The following is a 16,828-nucleotide window of genomic DNA, read 5'->3' on the forward strand; positions in this document are numbered from 1 at the left end:
GGTCCTCAGTCGGCGGTCCGGGCGCCGACGGCTGAGCCGAAGCGGGCCTTCGCGACCGGGTGGCCCAGCGACTCCGGGGTGAAGAGGATCGAGCCTGTCCCGGTCGGCCCCGTCCTCGAACCGGGGATGACGCTCACCGCTCCCGTCGCCAGGTACTTCCCCGGCGCGCCGACCGCCAGGTCCGCGCGCCCGTCCGCGTCGAAGTCCCCGGCCGTCACGGAGCGGCCGAACTGGTCGTTGCCCTCCATCACGCCCATCACGCCCATCACGCCCATCACCCCCGGGGAGTCCAGGGTCAGCTTCCGGGCGCGGGACGCGTCCAGCCCGGTCGTCGCCCCTGGTACGACGGTCAGCGCGCCCGCGTTCTGGATGCCGTCGGAGTCCGGCTCACCGACCACGGCGGTCACCAGGTCGGCGTGCCCGTCGCCGTCGGTGTCCGCCAGGACGCCCGCGGTGCCCGGTTCCACCGCGCCGCCGTAGGGCACCCCCGCGCCCAGCCCGGCGGCGGTGCCCGCAAACATGCGCAGCAGGAACTCGTCGGGGCCGTCGGAACCGTCGGTGTCCACGACCACGTCGTCCCGGCCGTCGCCCGTGATGTCACCGGTCACGACGCTGTAGCCGGTGAAGGGCAGCCCGGTCCTGCCGATCGGCTGCGTCTTGAGGCCCTGCGCAGAGCCCGGCAGCACGCCCAGGGTTCCTTCGTCAGCCCCGTCGTCGAAGTAGGCCTGTGTGACCAGGTCCGTGAAGCCGTCGCCGTTGATGTCGCCGGAGGAGATCGGTCCCGTTCCGGCGCCGCCGCCGGGCGGGGCGTACGCGGTCATCGCCGGTTCGTCGATGTCCCGCAGATCGCTCGCCCCGCGTACGACGTCGACCTTCGTGCCGGTGGCGACCGCGATGTCGTCCCGGCCGTCGTGGTTGAAGTCCCCGACCGTCAGGTTGTCGCCGAAGCCCTCACGTGCGGAGGGCTTCGGGTTGTGGAAGGCGATGGCGTCGCTGCCCAGTCCGCCCCTGGCGCCGAAGACGACGGTGACGGCGCCCGCGCCGGCCACTGTCCCGATGGCCTCGCCGCCGGAACCGATCACCAGGTCGGTGTACCCGTCGCCGTCCACGTCGCCCGTGGCCACGGAGGAGCCGAACCGGTCACCGGCCTCCGGTTGCCGGGAATTCCGGCCGTGTCCTGAGTGATGCCCTTGTGCCGGGTGACCCGTACGCCCTGGTCCGTACCCTGGACCAGGGAGACGTAACCCGCCTTCGCATAACCCTTGATGGTGCCCTCCGGGGCGCCTGCGGCGAGGTCGCCGAAGCCGTCGCCGTCCACGTCGCCCGGCGCGGGAGCGGCCGCCTTCTGCTGGGTTCTCGACGCCGCCGTCGCCCCGTGGACCGGCGTCGCGAAGGCGGCCGGTGCCACCAGAGCCTCCGCCGCCACCGCTGTCGCCAGAGCCGTACACGCCATCAGATGCCGTGCCATGTGCCCACTCCCGTCCCGGTACTTCGCGCATGCCGCCACCGGCTGCCCGAGGGGCCGCCGGTAGCCGCCGTCAACCCACAAGACCCGTGAGGGCGATGAATAGTTGCGGTCGTCGTGACGAACGGCGGAAGAGGGTGGGGGCCGCGCGTCACACTCCGGGCACGCGGACGCCCGCACCGTGGGGCGATCCGCGCTGCGGGCCGTCACAACCCGGGGGCGCGTTCTACGACCGGCCCCGGCTGCTCCTCAGCGACGCCCCCGCGCAGACCAGCCCGAGCAGGACCGTCAGGCCGCCGATGATGACGTTGTTGAGTACGACGCCCATGTCCGGGCTGCTGCCCACCACCCATGGCGAGATGATCATCCATGCGCCCATGGCGCAGATGGCCCAGCTCAGGCCATACATCCTTTGCGGCATCACGGTGAACCCGAGACCCAGCACGGCGATCGCGATTCCCATGATCAGGTTGTGGTTCACCAGGGTGGTCTGGCTCGTCGTGAAGTGCAGCACCCAGGGCGAGATGGCGCAGTACAGGCCGACCAGGAACACCGGTCCGTCCACGAGTGCCACATCGCGACCACCCATCACCCGGGCGTAACGATCGCGCATTTCGGAGGCGTCGGGGTGTCCGGCCAGGTCATGGCCGGCGTGCGAGACGTTTGACATGAGGTTCGTCTCCTTCGCTCCCGCAGGCCAGTGAGCGCCTTGTGCGATGAGCGGCCTGCTATGCCATTCTGCTCTTATTTGTTCCTTATATGTAGTTTCCAGGCAGCCGAATTTCGTCGGGAATCGCGACGGCGCGCGTCGTTCGGCGCCAGCTTCTCGCCCACCACGTGGTAGGTGAGCACCTTGGTCAGCTCGGCCTTGTCGGCCAGCAGCTTGTCCAGGTCGGCCTTCGGGACCTTGGCGAAGGCGTCGTTGGTCGGGGCGAACACCGTGATGTTCTGTGCGTTGTTCAGGGTGTCGACCAGCCCGGCCTTCTTCACGGCGGTGACGAGGGTGGAGAGTGCCGGGTTGTGGGAGGCGGCCGTGGCGACCGGGTCCTTCGCCATGCCGTCGAAGGAGCCCGAGCCGCTCTTCGGCACGGAGGCGCAGCCGGGACCGAAGGGCTTGTCCATGTCCATCGAGTCGCCGGCGGAGGCGGGGGCCGAGGCCTTCGCGGAGCTGGCGGTGGAGCCGGAGGCGCTGTCCTTGGAGTCGCTGGAACAGGCGGTCAGGGCGAGCGGGAGTACCGCTGCCGCGGACACGGCGGCGGCGCGGCGGATGTGGAGGGCGTTCATGATGTTCTCCTGGGTCGGTTCTGGTAACTGGTTGATTACGTCTAGTGAGTAAGGGGGAGTGTGTGAGCCCATGGCCGTGCTCCGCGCGGAAGACGGGCGATGGGGCGGGGGCGTCCGCTCAGGACACGTCGACCACCACCGAGTGCCAGCCGGTCGCCCCGTTGGGCACCGTGCCGACCCGCTTGTCGGTCTGGGTGACGCCGGTACGGTCCGTCGCGCGGACTTCGAGGGTGTGGTTGCCGGAGGTGGCCGGCCACTCCCACACCCACTGGCGCCAGGTGTCCCGGCTGTCCTCCGCGGCCAGCCGCGCGGAGTGCCACGGCCCGCCGTCCACCCGGACCTCGACCCGCGAGATCCCGCGGTGCTGAGCCCAGGCGACTCCGGCCACCGGGATCGTGCCGGGCTTCGGGGAGGCGAACGGGCGGGGGGTGTCGATCCGGGACTCGGTCTTGATGGGGGCCTGCTGGGACCAGGTCCGCTTGACCCAGTAGGCGTCGTAGTCGTCGAACGTGGTGAGTTCGATGTCCTTCATCCACTTGCAGGCCGACACATATCCGTACAGGCCGGGAACGACCATCCGGACCGGGAAGCCGTGCTCGAAGGGCAGCGGCTCACCGTTCATACCGAGGGCGAGCATCGCGTCGCGGCCGTCCATCACCGTCTCGACCGGGGTGCCGATGGTCATGCCGTCCACCGAGCGCGTGATGATCTGGTCGGCGGGGCCGCCCCGGGACGGCGGCTTCACCCCCGCCTCGCACAACAGATCGGCCAGCCGCACCCCGATCCAGCGGGCGTTGCCGACATACGGTCCGCCGACCTCGTTGGACACGCAGGTCATGGTGATGTCGCGCTCGATGATCTCGCGGCGCAGCAGGTCCTTGAAGGTGAGCTCCACCGGGCGCTTCACGCCCTTGCCGTGGATCCTCAGCTTCCAGTCGTTCGCGTCGATGCGCGGGACGACCAGGGCCGTGTCCACCCGGTAGAAGTCCTTGTTCGGCGTGATGAACGAGCCCAGCCCCCGGATCCGCAGATCGGCGCCTGCCGGTACCGCCGGCGCCGCGGAGGCGGGCACGGGCAGCACCAGGTCGTGACGTGAGGCGGTCGCCCCGGCCTGAACGGCGGAGGTGAGCCGGCGGCCCAGCACCCCGGCGCCCGCGGAGGCCGCCGCCGCGGCGCTCGCCGCGATGACGAAGCCCCGCCGGTCGAAGGTGCGAGGCGCCGGCCCCCCGCCCCTCCCGCCAGCCGCGGGGGAGGGACCGGGAACCAGGGCGAGCCGTCCGACCAGGAGGTACAGCACCCCCGCGGCCAGTACGGCACCCACCACAGAGGGCAGTGCGTCGGCCGGCTGCCCCTCGGGCCGCCCCACCGCCGCGACTGTCCCGACCACACCGAAGACCAGGACGGCAGCCGAGCCGGTGAGCCGGTGCCGCAGCGCCAGCACTCCGACCACCACGGCGAAGCCCGCCAGCAGAACCAGGATTCCCAGCTCCAGGACCAGCTTGTCGTTGGTGCCGAAATTCCGGACGGCGAAGTCCTTCAGGGCCGGGGGAGTGCGGTCGATGACCGCCCCGCCCACCGCCGTGACCGGCCCCGCCTCCGGACGGACCGCCGCCGCTGCCAGCTCGGCGACGGCCAGGGCGCTGAACCCGGCGATCAGACCGCTGAGCGCGGCGAGAGCGGCTCGCGCCCAGCGGGATCGCCGGGACCCACGGGCCCCGTCCTGCGCATCGTTCTGATCTTCGCTCACACCGGGGATTCGGTGCCGGTCGCCCGGCGGATTGGTCCCTCACCCGAATGGATGAGAGCGGATCACCGCCAATCCGTGGTGCCACCTGCAACGAATCACACGCGAGAGGCATCCGCCGCTGCCCCGGAAACAGAAGGAGGGACGAGTGGCGCCGGTGCTCGCAGGGAGCGGTATGACAGGGATGCGGCGACGGACAGCCGTGGTGGGCAGCGGGGTGGCCGGACTGATGGCCGCCCACATCCTGCGCACGGCCCACGACGTGACGCTGTTCGAGGCGGACGGCCGGGTGGGCGGCCACGCGCACACCCATGAACTGCCCGCGTCGGACGGCCGCGTTCACCGGGTGGACTCCGGGTTCATCGTGCACAACCGGCGCACCTACCCGCACCTCCTGCGGCTCTTCGCGGAACTCGGCGTCGCCACGCAGGAGTCGGAGATGAGCATGTCCGTGCGGTGCGAGGGCTGCGCACTGGAGTACGCGGGCGCCCGGGGCGCGGCGGGCCTCTTCGCCCGGCCGGGGGCGGCCCGCGATCCGGTGTATCTGCGGATGCTGGCGGCGGTGCCCCGCTTCCACCGGTCCGCCCGGCGCCTGCTGGCGGACGGCGGACCCGGCGCGGACACCATGACGCTGGGCGAGTTCGCCGCCCTCGGCCGCTTCTCGCCGTACTTCACGGCCCACTTCCTGACCCCGCTCGTCTCCGCCGTCTGGTCCTGCGACCCGGTGACCGCGATGCGGTACCCGGCCCGCTACCTCTTCCGCTTCCTCGACCACCACGGGCTGCTCTCGGTGACCGGCTCCCCGGTGTGGCGGACCGTGACCGGCGGATCGGGCGCCTACGTCGAACGGGTCGCCAAGGAGCTCGGCACCGTCCGCACCTCGACCCCGGTCCGTGCGGTGCGCCGGCACCCCGACGGCGTGGAGATCACCACCGCCGACGACACCACGGAGCGGTTCGACTCCGTCGTCATCGCCACCCACCCCGACCAGGCGCTGCGCCTGCTCGCAGACCCCACGGACGAGGAGCGCGGCACCCTCGGCGCGTTCCGCTGCTCCCGCAACCCGACCCTCCTGCACACCGATACCCGGCTGCTGCCGAGCGCCAGAGGGGCCCGTGCCTCCTGGAACTACCTGATGCCGTCCTGTACCGCGAGCCCCGACCACGTCACCGTCAGCTACGACATGAACCGGCTCCAGCGGCTCGACGCCCCCGAGACCTTCGTCGTCACGCTGAACGGCGCGGACCGGGTCGCCCCCGGACTGGTCCGCGCCCGCATGGTGTACGAACACCCCGTCTACACCCCGGAGTCGGTCGCGGCGCAGGCCCGGCTGCCGCCCTGTCAGGACCGCGCACCGCCTACGCGGGGGCGTACCACGGCTGGGGATTCCACGAGGACGGCTGCCGCTCGGGGGCGGACGCGGCCCGAGCCCTGGGGGTGGACTGGTGAACGCCCTCTACCCGTGCACCATCGCCCATGCGCGGTCCGCGCCCGTCACCTACGCGTTCCGCCACCGCACCTACCTGTGGCTGATCGACCCGGACGGACCGCCGCCGCTGCCCGCCGCCCTGCGCGTCCTGGCCCGCTTCGACCCGCGCGACCACTTCGGCGGCACGGCCCCCACCATCCGGGCCGGCCTGAGCCGGTTCCTGGCCGCGAACGGCATCGACCTCGCCGACGGAACCGTGCGGATGCTCACCCAGGCCCGGGTGTTCGGCCATGTCTTCAACCCGCTGACCGTCTACTGGTGCCGCCGCGCCGACGGCACCCCGCTCTGCACGGTCGCGGAGGTGCACAACACCTACGGCGAACGGCACTGCTACCTGCTGCGCCCCGACGCCGCCGGACGGGCCTCCACCGAGAAGGAGTTCTACGTCTCGCCGTTCTTCGGCGTCGACGGCGCCTACCGGATGCGGCTCCCGGAGCCCGGACCCCGGCTCGAACTGGCGGTGCATCTGGAACGGGCCAGGATGCGGCCCTTCACCGCCACCGTGCGCGGCGTACGACGCCCGGTGACCCCGCGCGTACTGCTCCGCCTGGCACTGCGCCACCCCTGGTCCACGGCGGTCGTCTCGATCGCCATCCGGCTGCACGGAATCCGCCTCCTGCTGCGCGGACTGCCCGTGCGGGCCCGTCCCCGCCACACCGTTCAGGAAGGAATGCAGTGAGCGTGTCCACGTCCCACTCCCCGTCGCCCCACTCCGCGTCGCCCCCGGCCACCTCGCCCCCGGCGGACGCCCCGGCACCGGTTCTGCCGTCCCAGGCGACCGCCCCGTCACCCGTGGTGCCGTCCCCGGCGCACGTCCCGGACGCCGACCCGGAGCGCTGGCCGGACGTCGCCCGGCCGCCGCACGCGTCCCGGCCGCGGACCGCCGTCGCGCGGTGGCTCGTACGCCACGCACTGGCCCGGCTCCCGCTCCGCGCCCGGCTCGCCGGACAGGAGGACATCGGCCTCGGCGGCCCCCTCATGGACATCCGCGACCCCGACGCCTTCTTCCGCAGGATCGGCGTGAACGGCCTGATCGGCTTCGGGGAGTCGTACATGGCGGGCGAGTGGGACTCGCCCGACCCGGTGAGTGTTCTCACGGTCCTCGCCGGGCACGTCTCCACCCTGATCCCGCAGCCCCTCCAGAAACTGCGCGGACTCTGGACAGGGCGCCGGCCCGCCGAACAGCTCGGCACCCCGGAAGGCGCCCGGGACAAGATCAGCCACCACTACGACCTGTCCAACGAGCTCTTCGCGCTCTTCCTCGACGAGACCCTCAGCTACTCGTCCGCCGTCTTCCGCAGCTTCCCCGCGGACGCGGAGGCGCTGCCCGCCGCACAGCACCGCAAGATCGACCGGCTGCTCGACCTGGCCGGGGTCGGACCCGGCACCGAACTCCTCGAAATCGGCACCGGCTGGGGAGAACTGGCGATCCGGGCCGCCGCCCGCGGAGCCCGCGTCCTCTCCGTCACGCTCTCCGCCGAACAGCGGGACCTGGCCCGCCGCAGGATCAGCGAGGCCGGGTACGCGGACCGGGCCGAGGTCAGGCTCTGCGACTACCGCAGCGTCGAGGGCAGTTACGACGCGGTGGTCAGCGTCGAGATGATCGAGGCGGTCGGCGCGGAGTACTGGCCGGTCTACTTCCGGACCCTGGAGGAGCGGCTGGCCCCCGGCGGCCGCATCGCCCTCCAGGCCATCACCATGCCGGACGACCGGATGCGCGCCTCCCGGACCACCTTCACCTGGATCCACAAGTACATCTTCCCCGGCGGACTCCTGCCGTCCGTCGAGGCCGTGACGGAGGTCACGGCCGAACACACCGGCCTGAGCATCGACCGGTGCGACGACTTCGGCACCCACTACGCCGAGACGCTGCGGCTGTGGCGCGAACGGTTCACCGAACGGGCCGCGGACGTCGACGCACTCGGCTTCGACGCGACCTTCCGCCGCATGTGGACCTTCTGTCTGGCCTACTCCGAGGCGGGATTCCGCTCCGGCTACCTCCATGTGCGGCAACTGCTGCTGACCCGTCAGGAAACGGCGTGATGACTTTTACCGGCAAACGGGAAACGACCGGCGCCGCCCAGTGCCTCGAACCCCTCGTCGAGCAGCTGCTCGGCGGCGCCCTCCCGGTCAGGGTGCGGATGTGGGACGGCAGCGAGACCGGCGCCGCCGACGGGCCCCTGGTCCACGTCCGGTCCCGGCGGGCGCTGCACCGGCTTCTCTGGGAACCGGGCGAACTCGGCCTGGCCGAGGCCTACATCACCGGTGACGTCGAGGTCGAGGGAGACCTGGCCGAGGGGCTGTGGGCGATGCGCCATGCCGTACGCGAGCGCGGACTGCGCCCGCCGCGTCCCGGTATCGGGGACCGGCTGCGGGCCGCCGGCACCGCGCTGCGGCTCGGCGCGGTGGGGCCCCGGCCGCCGGTCCCCGCCGCCCGCGCGGGACTCCACGGCGTCCTGCACAGCAAGTCCCGGGACCGGGCCGCGATCAGCCACCACTACGACCTCTCCAACGACTTCTACGCCCTGCTCCTCGACGAGACGATGGCCTACTCCTGCGGCTACTGGACCAGTGACGCACCCGGCTACGAACCCGTCGACGCCCAGCACGACAAGCTCGAACTCATCTGCCGGAAGCTGGACCTGCGCCCCGGGACGCGGCTGCTCGACATCGGTTGCGGCTGGGGATCGCTGACCCTGTACGCGGCCCAGCGGCACGGCGTCCGTGTCACCGCCGTCACCCTGGCCAAGGAACAGGCCGCCCACGTCCGCGCGCAGGTGGCGGCGCGGGGCCTGGAGGACCTGGTCGAGGTCCGCTGCTGCGACTACCGGGACATCGGCCGGGCACCGGGCCACGAGGGCGGATACGACGCGGTGTCCACGATCGAGATGGGCGAGCACGTCGGTGACGCCGAGTACCCTGCCTTCACCGCCATGCTGCACGCCATGGTCCGCCCGCGCGGCCGGGTGCTGGTCCAGCAGATGTCCCGGGGCCGCGACGCCGCGGGCGGCGGCGCGTTCATCGAGTCGTACATCGCGCCCGACATGCACATGCGCCCGCTCGGTGAGACGGTCGCGCTGCTGGAGGGCGCCGGACTCGAAGTACGGGACGTCGAGGGGCTGCGCGAGCACTACGTACGGACCGTCGACGCGTGGCGGGAGACCCTGGAGCGGAAGCGGAAGGAGTTCACGGACCTGGTCGGTGAGGAGACCGTACGGGTGTGGCGGCTCTACCTGGCCGGTGGCTCCCTCGTCTTCGAGGAACGGCGGATGGGCGTCGACCAGATCCTCTCCGTACGGCCGGAGGAGACCGGAACGGCCGGGATGCCCGCCACCCGGCGGGGCTGGTACGCGGATCCGGCGGCGGTACCGTCCGCCCGCGACGGCATGACGGTCGGGGCCACCGGATGAACGGCTTCGGATGGGCGGCGTTCGCGCAGGGCCTCGCGCCCGCCGCGGGCGCCGCCCTCGCCGTCATGCTCGCCACCTTCGCCGTCGCGCTGCGCAAGGGCGTGCACCGTGTCGTGGACATCGCGTGGGGCCTGGGCTTCACCGCCGTCGCGCTGGTCTCGTACGCCATGTCGGCGGGCGGCGGCGGGGACGGCACCCGGCGGCTGCTGGTCACCGCGGCGACGGCGGTCTGGGGGCTGCGGCTCGCCTGGCACATCGCCCGCCGGGGGCGCGGCCACGGGGAGGACCCGCGCTACGAGAAGATGCTGGCCAGAGCGCCGGGCAGCCCGGCGCTCTACGCCCTGCGGAAGGTGTATCTGCTCCAGGGGGCGCTGGTCTGGCTGATCTCGCTGCCGGTGCAGGCGGCCGGGTACGTGCGGGGGCCGGCCGGTGTCCTGGTCTGGGCGGGGACCGCGCTCTGGGCGGTCGGGCTCGGCTTCGAGGCGGTGGGGGACCACCAGCTGGCCCGGTTCAAGGCGGATCCGGCCAACCGGGGGCGGATCATGGACCGGGGGCTGTGGTCGTGGACGCGGCATCCGAACTACTTCGGTGACTTCTGCGTGTGGTGGGGGCTGTTCCTGATGGTCTGTGAGGCGCCTGCCGCGGCCGCGGCCACCGTCGTGGCGCCCGTGCTGATGAGCTTCCTGCTCATCGGCGGCAGCGGAAAGGCCCTGCTGGAACGGCATATGGCCGAGCGCCCCGGCTTCGCCGAGTACACCGCCAGGACCAGCGGCTTCTTCCCCCGGCCGCCACGCGGGTAGGCCACCTGGTGCGGTGCAGTGGGCCCCGTACCTCCATCGCCTCCCAACGGCGGAGGTACGGGGTGAGCACCGCGAAGTGGCCACGGCCCGCCGGGACGACCCGACCCGGGCGAGTACGGAGACCACCACGTCCGGGAGCGGGACCCGCGCCGCGTGGCGGTTGGCGGTCCCGCTCACGACATGTTCCCGTCGTGGCGCGGCTCATGCGGCCCGCAGCCGGCCGGAACGCTCTGTTCCGGCCGGCCGCCGGGCCACCGTCTCAGGCCGGCAGCTTCATCAGCGCCAGCGGGGTGGAGGTCGGCTGCTCCGAGCCGCCCGCGGGCTCGACCGTGACGCCCATCCCGGTCGCGCCGTCCACCGGCCCGTCGAGCAGCGTCGCGTACGTCGTCGAGGAGGGGCCGGTCGCCTGCATCAGCCCCGCCGAGCGCATCGTGCCGTGGTCCTCGAACCAGAGCTGGTAGACCTTGCCGCCGGGAGCCTCCGCCAGCCCCGAGGCCAGGAACACGGCCCGGTCCTGGCTCCTGGAGACGACCACGGCGCCCTTCGCGCCGTCGCTCAGCGTGACCGAATCGGTCCGGGCGTCGGGCGCCGAGATGATCTCGGCAACCCGCGCGCTCCGCTGCTCGCCGGCACGGGCTTCGGACCGGGCGTCCTGTGCCTCCTGGTTCTGCCAGACGGCGACGCCGCCGAGGCCCGCCGCCGCGGCCAGGCACGCGGCCAGCGCGAACTTCGACCACCGCCCGGCCATGGCTGCGCCGTTCCGCCCCGCCGTACTGCCGGAGCGGGCGCGGTGACGGCTGGACGGCGGCTCCTGCCGTACGGTCGTGATCTCCCGCAGTACGCGCTCGCGCAGATCCCGCGAGGGCGTGGCCGACACGGCGAGGCCGAGCCGGGTGGCGGTCTCCGAGAGCTCCCGCACTTCCACGGAGCAGGCCTCGCAGTCGCCCAGGTGGCGTTCGAACTCCCGGCGCTCGGTCTCCGGGAGCGCGTGCAGGGCGTAGGCCCCGGTCAGTGTGTGAAGTCCGGCGTTGCTCATGAGGTCACCCCGAGGCAGTCGCGCAGCCGGATCAGCCCGTCGCGCAGTCGAGTCTTGATCGTTCCGAGCGGTACCGCCAGCAACTCCCCGACCTCGCGATAGGTCAGTCCCCGGTAGTACGCCAGCGTGACGGATTCCCGTTGCAGCTCCGAGAGCGTCCGCATGCAGCGGCGGACCTGCTCCCGCTCCAGCCGGCTCTCGACCTGTTCGGTGACGTCGTCGAAGGCGGGGGTGCGGTCGAGCAGCGCCGCCTTGTGCTCACGGGCCGTCGTCGCCTCCACCGAGCGCACCCGGTCCACCGCGCGGTGATGGGCCAGCGTCAGCACCCAGTTCATCGCGCTGCCGCGGGCCGCCTGGAAGCGGGGCGCGGTGCGCCACACCTCCACCAGCACCTCCTGCGCGACCTCCTCCGACTGGGCGGGGTCGCGCAGGACGCTTCTCACCAGCCCGAGTACCGGGCCGCAGATGGCTTCGTACACCTGGGCGAAAGAGTCCTGATCTCCTCTGGCGACCATCCCCAGGAGTTCCTGGAGGTCGGGTCCGGCCGAGGCCAGTCCGCTGATGTGCACGGCTTCTTTCACGCGGGCTTCCTCCCGGGACGGTCATCGGTCTCCACGACTGATTCGGAGCCGGTGGCGGTGCGGATTGGTCGGCGGACGGGAAAGATGCGAATCCTTCCACGCCCTGCCCTCCCTACCTTCTCGGTTTCGCGATACATCGCGGTTGACGGGTTCAGGGAACTCACGATATATTCGGTGACGAGTATTCGACGGCGAGCGAACGGCGGTGAGGGCGGTGGCCAAGCGGCGCAACCTCAGCAATCCTTTGGCACTCACGGTGATGGTGCTGCTCGCCGAGCGGTCGATGCACCCGTACGAGATCGCCCAGACCCTGCGCCGCCGGGGCAAGCAGCACAGCGTCAAGATCAATTTCGGCTCGCTCTACACCGTGGTCCAGAACCTGGAGAAGCACGGTTACGTGGAGGTCGCGGGCGTACAGCGGGAGGGCAACCGCCCCGAGCGCACGCTCTACGGCATCACGGAGGCCGGGCGGATCGAGATGCTGGACTGGCTGTCCGATCTGATCGCGGTCCCGGCTGCGGAGTTCCCCGCCTTCGACACGGCCCTGTCACTGCTTCCCGTCCTGCCGCCGGACGAGGTGACCGAGCTGCTGGCGGACCGGGAGCAGGCCCAGGCGATGCAGGCCGCCGCGCTCCGGGGGGTCCTCGCCCAACTGGGCGGCAGACTCCCGCGGGTCTTCGTCGTGGAGACCGAATACCAGGTCCACATGATCGAGGCGCAGCTCGAATGGATCAGGAATTTCCGCAGGGAACTCGATGACGCCACGATCAGCGGCATCGAGGAATGGAAGTCGTTTCACGAGACGGGCGAGGTGCCCCAGGACTGGAAGGACATGGACCAGCAGGACATCGTCCTCGACCCCGCGCGCGAGGCGTGACGGGGGAGGACGGGCAGCACAGAGAGAAGACCCCGGCAGGCGCTGTTGGCGCAGCGCCTGCCGGGGTCTCGAACCCCGGACCGGACATGCCGTGAAGGCGGGCCAGGCCATCGAGGTGCGGCACACCCAGGATAGTCCGGCACTCCTCACGCGGAACGGACCGGCGTACCGGGCACCCGGAGAACCGGGTGCCCCGCCGACCACAGGAGGGCTCTGTCATGAGCACCCGTGCGCCTGCCGTAGCTGCGCGACAGCTGATCAAGACCTACCCGGGTGATGTCACCGCGCTGAACGGCATGGACCTCACCGTCCCGTCCGGCGCCGTCTTCGGGCTCCTCGGGCCCAACGGCGCGGGGAAGTCCACCACCGTCAAGATCCTCACCACACTCGCCCGCCCCGACTCGGGCCACGCCTCGGTCGCCGGGCACGACGTGCTGCGCCACCCCGACCGGGTCCGCCGGGCCATCGGCGCGGTCGCCCAGAAGTCCGGCGCCGACCCGGTCGCCACCGGCCGCGAGAACCTGCTGCTCCAGGGCCGGCTGTACGGGATGCGGGGCGCCGCCGTCCAGCGGCGGGCCGACGAACTGCTGGACCGCTTCGGCCTCGCGGACGCCGCCGGGCGCCAGGTCAAGGGGTACTCGGGCGGGATGCAGCGCCGCCTCGACTTGGCGCTCGGCCTGGTCCACCGTCCCGAGGTGCTCTTCCTCGACGAGCCGACGACCGGCCTCGACCCCGAGGCCCGCACGGCGATGTGGGACGAGATCTCCCGGCTGGCCGGCGAGGAGGGCCTGACCATCGTGCTCACCACGCACTACCTGGAGGAGGCCGACCGGCTCGCGGAACGCGTCGCGATCGTCGACCGGGGCCGGATCGTCGTGGAGGGCACCCCCGATGAGCTCAAGGGCGAACTGCGCGGCGACGCCGTCCACCTGGAGCTGCGCGCCGAGACGGACCGCGACGCCGTCGATGCCGCGCTCGCCGGCCTGCCCGGCGGGTACGAGGGGCGCCGGGTGAGCGTCCGCGCCGAGGACGGAGCGGCGGCCGTCCCGTTGCTGCTCAGGGCCCTGGAGCGGGCCGGTTCCGCCGTCGCCGCGGCCACCGTCGCCCGGCCCTCCCTCGACGATGTCTATCTGCGCCACGCCGGGCGCCGCTTCTCCGAGGCGGAGTCCGCCGGTTCACCCGGCGCCCACGCCCCGGTTGCCGCGGGAGGCGCCCGATGAGCGGTCAGACCCACTCCCAGACCTGGTACATGACCCAGCGCCAGCTGACCGCGATCCTGCGGCAGCCGGTCTTCCTGGTGATCTCGCTGATCCAGCCGGTGATCTGGCTGTTCCTCTTCGGCAACCTCTTCAAGAAGGTCGTCGAACTGGGCGGCTTCGGCACCACGTCGTACCTGGACTACCTGATCCCCGGCATCGTCGTGATGAGCGCCCTGGGGTCGAGCATGTGGGCCGGCATGGGCACCCTGGAGGCGATCGAGCGCGGCACGCTCAACCGCTTCCTCACGACACCGGTCAGCCGCAACGCCCTGATGAACGCCAACGTCGTGCAGAACGGCATCGGTACGGCCGTGCAGTCCGTGGTCATCGTGCTGCTCGGCCTGGCGGCGGGCGCCGACTATCCGGGCGGGGTGGGCGGACTGCTGGTCCTGGTCGTCGCCTCGATCATGCTCGGCACGGTCTTCGGCGCGCTCTCCAACGCCCTGGGCATGCTGGTGCGCCAGCGGGAGTCGATCATCGGCATCAACACGTTCCTGCTGCTGCCGCTGACCTTCCTGTCCTCCTCCTTCATGGCCCCGAGCCAGATGCCGTCGTGGATGCGCCACATCGCTGACTTCAACCCGGTCAACTGGGCGATGGTGGCGGGCCGCTCGGCGCTGAGCGCGGAGCCGGACCGGTGGCTGGTGCTCAGCCGAGGGGGAGCGCTGCTGGTGCTCGCCGCGGTCGCGGTGTGGCTGTCGACCCGGACCTTCCGCTCGTACCAGAAGTCGGTCTGACCCGGCGGCCCCGCTCATGGCTGTGCCCCGGTCCACGGACCGGGGCACAGCCATTCTCAAGAGCCGGGAGTCGGCGCGGAGGCCACCTACGCGGCGCTCTCCTCGCGTTCCACCTGTGCGTTCCACTCGCGCTTGACCGAGCGCCAGGCATCGTCGTTCTGCCCCAGCCGCCAGTAGCCGGAGATCGACAGCTGGGGCAGCGGGATGCCCCGGTCCAGCCGCAGGTGGCGGCGGATGTCCTTGACGAAGCCGGCCTCGCCGTGGACGAACGCCTGTACCTCGCCCGCCGGGAACTCCAGCTCCCTCACGGCGGCGGTGAGCGCCTCACCGACCGGGCGGTCGCCCCGGTGCAGCCAGGTCACCTCGGCGCCGTCGGGTGCGGTGATCTTCTGCTCCTCCGCGGCGTCCGCGACCTCGATGAAGGCGCGCACCACGGCGTCCGCGGGCATCTGCTCCAGCGCCGCGGCGATCGCCGGCAGCGCGCTCTCGTCGCCCGCCAGGAGGTGCCAGCCGGCCGAGGCGTCCGGGCCGTAACCGCCGCCCGGCCCCAGGAACGTCACCTGGTCACCGGCCTTGGCGCGGGCCGCCCACGGGCCCGCCAGGCCCTCGTCGCCGTGCACCACGAAGTCGATGGCCAGTTCCCGGGCGGCCGGGTCCCAGGAGCGCACCGTGTACGTACGGGTGGTGGGCCACAGCTCGCGCGGGAACTCCTCGCGGATGCGGGCGATGTCGAAGGGGTGCGCGTAGTCGGCGCCCTCGGGGGCGAAGCAGAGCTTGACGTAGTGATCGCTGTAACCGGAGAGCGCGAAGTCCGCGAGACCGTCACCGCCGAGCACCACCCGGATCATGTGCGGGGTGATCTGCTCGGTGCGCAGGACCTGCGCACCCTGCGCCGTGGGGGCCTGCCGCGCCGGTCGTTCTGCCACAGAAATTCTCCCTGTTAGGTCTGCCAGGACCATCGATTTAGGGTTACCTAACTTAACCTAACATCTCAGTTCCGGAGCGAGAAGAGCAGCCGTTGCAGGGCGCCGCCCAGCCCCCACCGCTCCGCGAGCGCTTCGAGGGCCGCCGGGTCGAGCGGCTCCGCGGGCAGCGCGGGGTCGAACTCCGGGAGCGGGACATCGCCGGCGACCCGTACCACCGTCGGCGCGACGGCCAGGTAGTCGCGGGCCTCGTCGAGCCGCTTGCGCTGCGAGGGCGTCAGCTTCGCGGCCGGGTCGTCGACCGCCGCCATGATTCCGGCGAGGTCACCGAAGGCGTCCAGCAGCTTGGCGGCCGTCTTCTCGCCGATGCCGGGCACGCCGGGCAGCCCGTCGCTCGGGTCGCCGCGCAGCAGCGCCAGATCCACGTAGCCGGAGCCGTCCACCCCGTACCTCTCGCGCAGCCAGCTCTCGTCCGTCACCTGGAGCGAGCCGACGCCCTTCAGCGGGTAGAGCACCCGCACCCCGCGGGCGTCGTCCACCAGCTGGTAGAGGTCCCGGTCGCCCGTGACGATGTCCACCGGGCCGGCCGCCAGGCCGGTCAGCGTGCCGATCACATCGTCCGCCTCGTACCCCGCTGCGCCGACCCGGGCGATCCCCAGGGCGTCGAGCACGTCCTCGATGACCGGCACCTGCGGGGCCAGCGTGTCGGGCGTCTCCTCCTCGTCGGGCAGCCCCGTGCCGGTCTCCACCGCGACGCGGTGCGCCTTGTACGACGGGATGAGGTCGACCCGCCACTGGGGCCGCCAGTCCGCGTCCCAGCAGGCGACCAGATCGTCCGGCCGGTGGTCCTGCACGAGCCGGCCGATGAAATCGAGCAGTCCGCGCACGGCGTTCACCGGGGTGCCGTCCGGTGCGCGCACCGAGTCGGGGACCCCGAAGTAGGCGCGGTAGTAGAGGGAAGCGGTGTCGAGGAGCATCAGGCGTCGCGTCACCCCCCTGATGATGCCGCACCCCGCTGACAGTGGCCGCGGAGGACGCGGTTCCCGATCCCGAGCCGCTTCTGTGTGAGCTGGGTCACTCTCGTGTTTGGCTTGTGTAAGCGGGGGCAGGCGCGGCATTGGAGCGGACTACGTCGCATTTTCAACTAGTGCACGTGCCATGCGGACCGAATCCGCGCGCTCCACGGTCTGCCGGAGGGGGTGGCAGACCGTTTCCGGTTCAAC

15 protein-coding genes and 2 pseudogenes are annotated in these 16,828 nt (G+C 71.8%); 8 read left to right on the forward strand and 9 right to left on the reverse strand.

From position 1 onward, the window contains the following. Positions 1-5: 5 nt before the first annotated feature. From RLT59_RS32170 to RLT59_RS32190, 5 genes and pseudogenes are all read right to left on the reverse strand, one after another. Positions 6-1,124: an FG-GAP and VCBS repeat-containing protein gene (locus RLT59_RS32170; protein WP_311306658.1), complete on the reverse strand. Its 1,119-nt coding sequence runs from the start codon at positions 1,122-1,124 to the stop codon at positions 6-8. Beyond that, on the reverse strand, positions 1,079-1,468 hold the full coding sequence (locus RLT59_RS32175) for a hypothetical protein (RefSeq protein WP_311306659.1): 390 nt from the start codon (positions 1,466-1,468) through the stop codon (positions 1,079-1,081). Before RLT59_RS32175 ends, RLT59_RS32170 begins: the two co-directional genes overlap by 46 nt. Positions 1,469-1,691: 223 nt before the next feature. Further along, on the reverse strand, positions 1,692-2,135 hold the full coding sequence (locus tag RLT59_RS32180) for an SPW repeat protein (RefSeq protein WP_185092542.1): 444 nt from the start codon (positions 2,133-2,135) through the stop codon (positions 1,692-1,694). A gap of 119 nt (positions 2,136-2,254) precedes the next feature. Continuing rightward, positions 2,255-2,749 (reverse strand): annotated as a pseudogene (locus tag RLT59_RS32185) (fasciclin domain-containing protein); the annotation flags it as partial. Between the two features lie 118 nt (positions 2,750-2,867). Further along, a complete protein-coding gene (locus tag RLT59_RS32190; RefSeq protein WP_311307932.1) occupies positions 2,868-4,406 on the reverse strand; it encodes a molybdopterin-dependent oxidoreductase in 1,539 nt (512 codons plus the stop codon). 262 nt (positions 4,407-4,668) lie between these two features. Here RLT59_RS32190 and RLT59_RS32195 point away from each other — a divergent pair. The 5 genes and pseudogenes from RLT59_RS32195 (at position 4,669) to RLT59_RS32215 (ending at position 10,192) form a co-directional block, all read left to right on the forward strand. Beyond that, positions 4,669-5,942 (forward strand): annotated as a pseudogene (locus RLT59_RS32195) (NAD(P)/FAD-dependent oxidoreductase). Continuing rightward, the gene (locus RLT59_RS32200) at positions 5,936-6,661 is read left to right on the forward strand and encodes a DUF1365 domain-containing protein (protein ID WP_311307933.1); all 726 of its coding nucleotides are present in this window, start codon (positions 5,936-5,938) and stop codon (positions 6,659-6,661) included. Before RLT59_RS32195 ends, RLT59_RS32200 begins: the two are co-directional and overlap by 7 nt. 116 nt (positions 6,662-6,777) lie before the next feature. Next, on the forward strand, positions 6,778-8,025 hold the full coding sequence (locus tag RLT59_RS32205; protein ID WP_399127013.1) for a class I SAM-dependent methyltransferase: 1,248 nt from the start codon (positions 6,778-6,780) through the stop codon (positions 8,023-8,025). Beyond that, positions 8,025-9,392, forward strand: coding sequence for a class I SAM-dependent methyltransferase (locus tag RLT59_RS32210; protein ID WP_311307935.1), 1,368 nt, complete (start codon positions 8,025-8,027; stop codon positions 9,390-9,392). The genes RLT59_RS32205 and RLT59_RS32210 overlap by 1 nt, the downstream gene beginning before the upstream one ends. Further along, positions 9,389-10,192, forward strand: coding sequence for a DUF1295 domain-containing protein (locus RLT59_RS32215; protein WP_311306660.1), 804 nt, complete (start codon positions 9,389-9,391; stop codon positions 10,190-10,192). The genes RLT59_RS32210 and RLT59_RS32215 overlap by 4 nt, the downstream gene beginning before the upstream one ends. A gap of 259 nt (positions 10,193-10,451) precedes the next feature. Here RLT59_RS32215 and RLT59_RS32220 read toward each other — a convergent pair whose 3' ends face one another. Beyond that, positions 10,452-11,228: an anti-sigma factor gene (locus tag RLT59_RS32220; RefSeq protein ID WP_311306661.1), complete on the reverse strand. Its 777-nt coding sequence runs from the start codon at positions 11,226-11,228 to the stop codon at positions 10,452-10,454. Beyond that, positions 11,225-11,809, reverse strand: coding sequence for a sigma-70 family RNA polymerase sigma factor (locus RLT59_RS32225; protein ID WP_311306662.1), 585 nt, complete (start codon positions 11,807-11,809; stop codon positions 11,225-11,227). The genes RLT59_RS32220 and RLT59_RS32225 overlap by 4 nt, the downstream gene beginning before the upstream one ends. Positions 11,810-12,023: 214 nt before the next feature. Between RLT59_RS32225 and RLT59_RS32230 the strand changes: the two genes are divergently transcribed. The 3 genes from RLT59_RS32230 (at position 12,024) to RLT59_RS32240 (ending at position 14,682) form a co-directional block, all read left to right on the forward strand. Beyond that, the gene (locus RLT59_RS32230) at positions 12,024-12,686 is read left to right on the forward strand and encodes a PadR family transcriptional regulator (protein ID WP_311306663.1); all 663 of its coding nucleotides are present in this window, start codon (positions 12,024-12,026) and stop codon (positions 12,684-12,686) included. A gap of 218 nt (positions 12,687-12,904) precedes the next feature. Continuing rightward, positions 12,905-13,906, forward strand: coding sequence for an efflux ABC transporter ATPase subunit, DrrA-related (locus RLT59_RS32235; protein WP_311306664.1), 1,002 nt, complete (start codon positions 12,905-12,907; stop codon positions 13,904-13,906). Continuing rightward, on the forward strand, positions 13,903-14,682 hold the full coding sequence (locus tag RLT59_RS32240) for an ABC transporter permease (protein ID WP_311306665.1): 780 nt from the start codon (positions 13,903-13,905) through the stop codon (positions 14,680-14,682). The genes RLT59_RS32235 and RLT59_RS32240 overlap by 4 nt, the downstream gene beginning before the upstream one ends. A gap of 86 nt (positions 14,683-14,768) precedes the next feature. Here RLT59_RS32240 and RLT59_RS32245 read toward each other — a convergent pair whose 3' ends face one another. Both RLT59_RS32245 and RLT59_RS32250 read right to left on the reverse strand, forming a co-directional pair. Beyond that, entirely contained in the window at positions 14,769-15,608 is an 840-nt protein-coding gene (locus RLT59_RS32245) for a siderophore-interacting protein (protein ID WP_311306666.1), read from the reverse strand. 65 nt (positions 15,609-15,673) lie between these two features. After that, a complete protein-coding gene (locus RLT59_RS32250) occupies positions 15,674-16,582 on the reverse strand; it encodes a 5'-3' exonuclease (RefSeq protein WP_311307936.1) in 909 nt (302 codons plus the stop codon). Positions 16,583-16,828 lie beyond the last annotated feature (246 nt).

Origin of the sequence: Streptomyces sp. ITFR-6 (assembly GCF_031844725.1) — a bacterium.
GTDB lineage: Bacteria > Actinomycetota > Actinomycetes > Streptomycetales > Streptomycetaceae > Streptomyces.

Bases quoted from the DNA above. Each gene is read 5' to 3' on its own strand.
- RLT59_RS32175 (WP_311306659.1), bottom strand. From the start codon at position 1,468: ATGGCACGGCATCTGATGGCGTGTACGGCTCTGGCGACAGCGGTGGCG.
- RLT59_RS32180 (WP_185092542.1), bottom strand. From the start codon at position 2,135: ATGTCAAACGTCTCGCACGCCGGCCATGACCTGGCCGGACACCCCGAC.
- RLT59_RS32210 (WP_311307935.1), top strand. From the start codon at position 8,025: ATGACTTTTACCGGCAAACGGGAAACGACCGGCGCCGCCCAGTGCCTC.
- RLT59_RS32215 (WP_311306660.1), top strand. From the start codon at position 9,389: ATGAACGGCTTCGGATGGGCGGCGTTCGCGCAGGGCCTCGCGCCCGCC.
- RLT59_RS32220 (WP_311306661.1), bottom strand. From the start codon at position 11,228: ATGAGCAACGCCGGACTTCACACACTGACCGGGGCCTACGCCCTGCAC.
- RLT59_RS32235 (WP_311306664.1), top strand. From the start codon at position 12,905: ATGAGCACCCGTGCGCCTGCCGTAGCTGCGCGACAGCTGATCAAGACC.
- RLT59_RS32240 (WP_311306665.1), top strand. From the start codon at position 13,903: ATGAGCGGTCAGACCCACTCCCAGACCTGGTACATGACCCAGCGCCAG.
- RLT59_RS32250 (WP_311307936.1), bottom strand. From the start codon at position 16,582: ATGCTCCTCGACACCGCTTCCCTCTACTACCGCGCCTACTTCGGGGTC.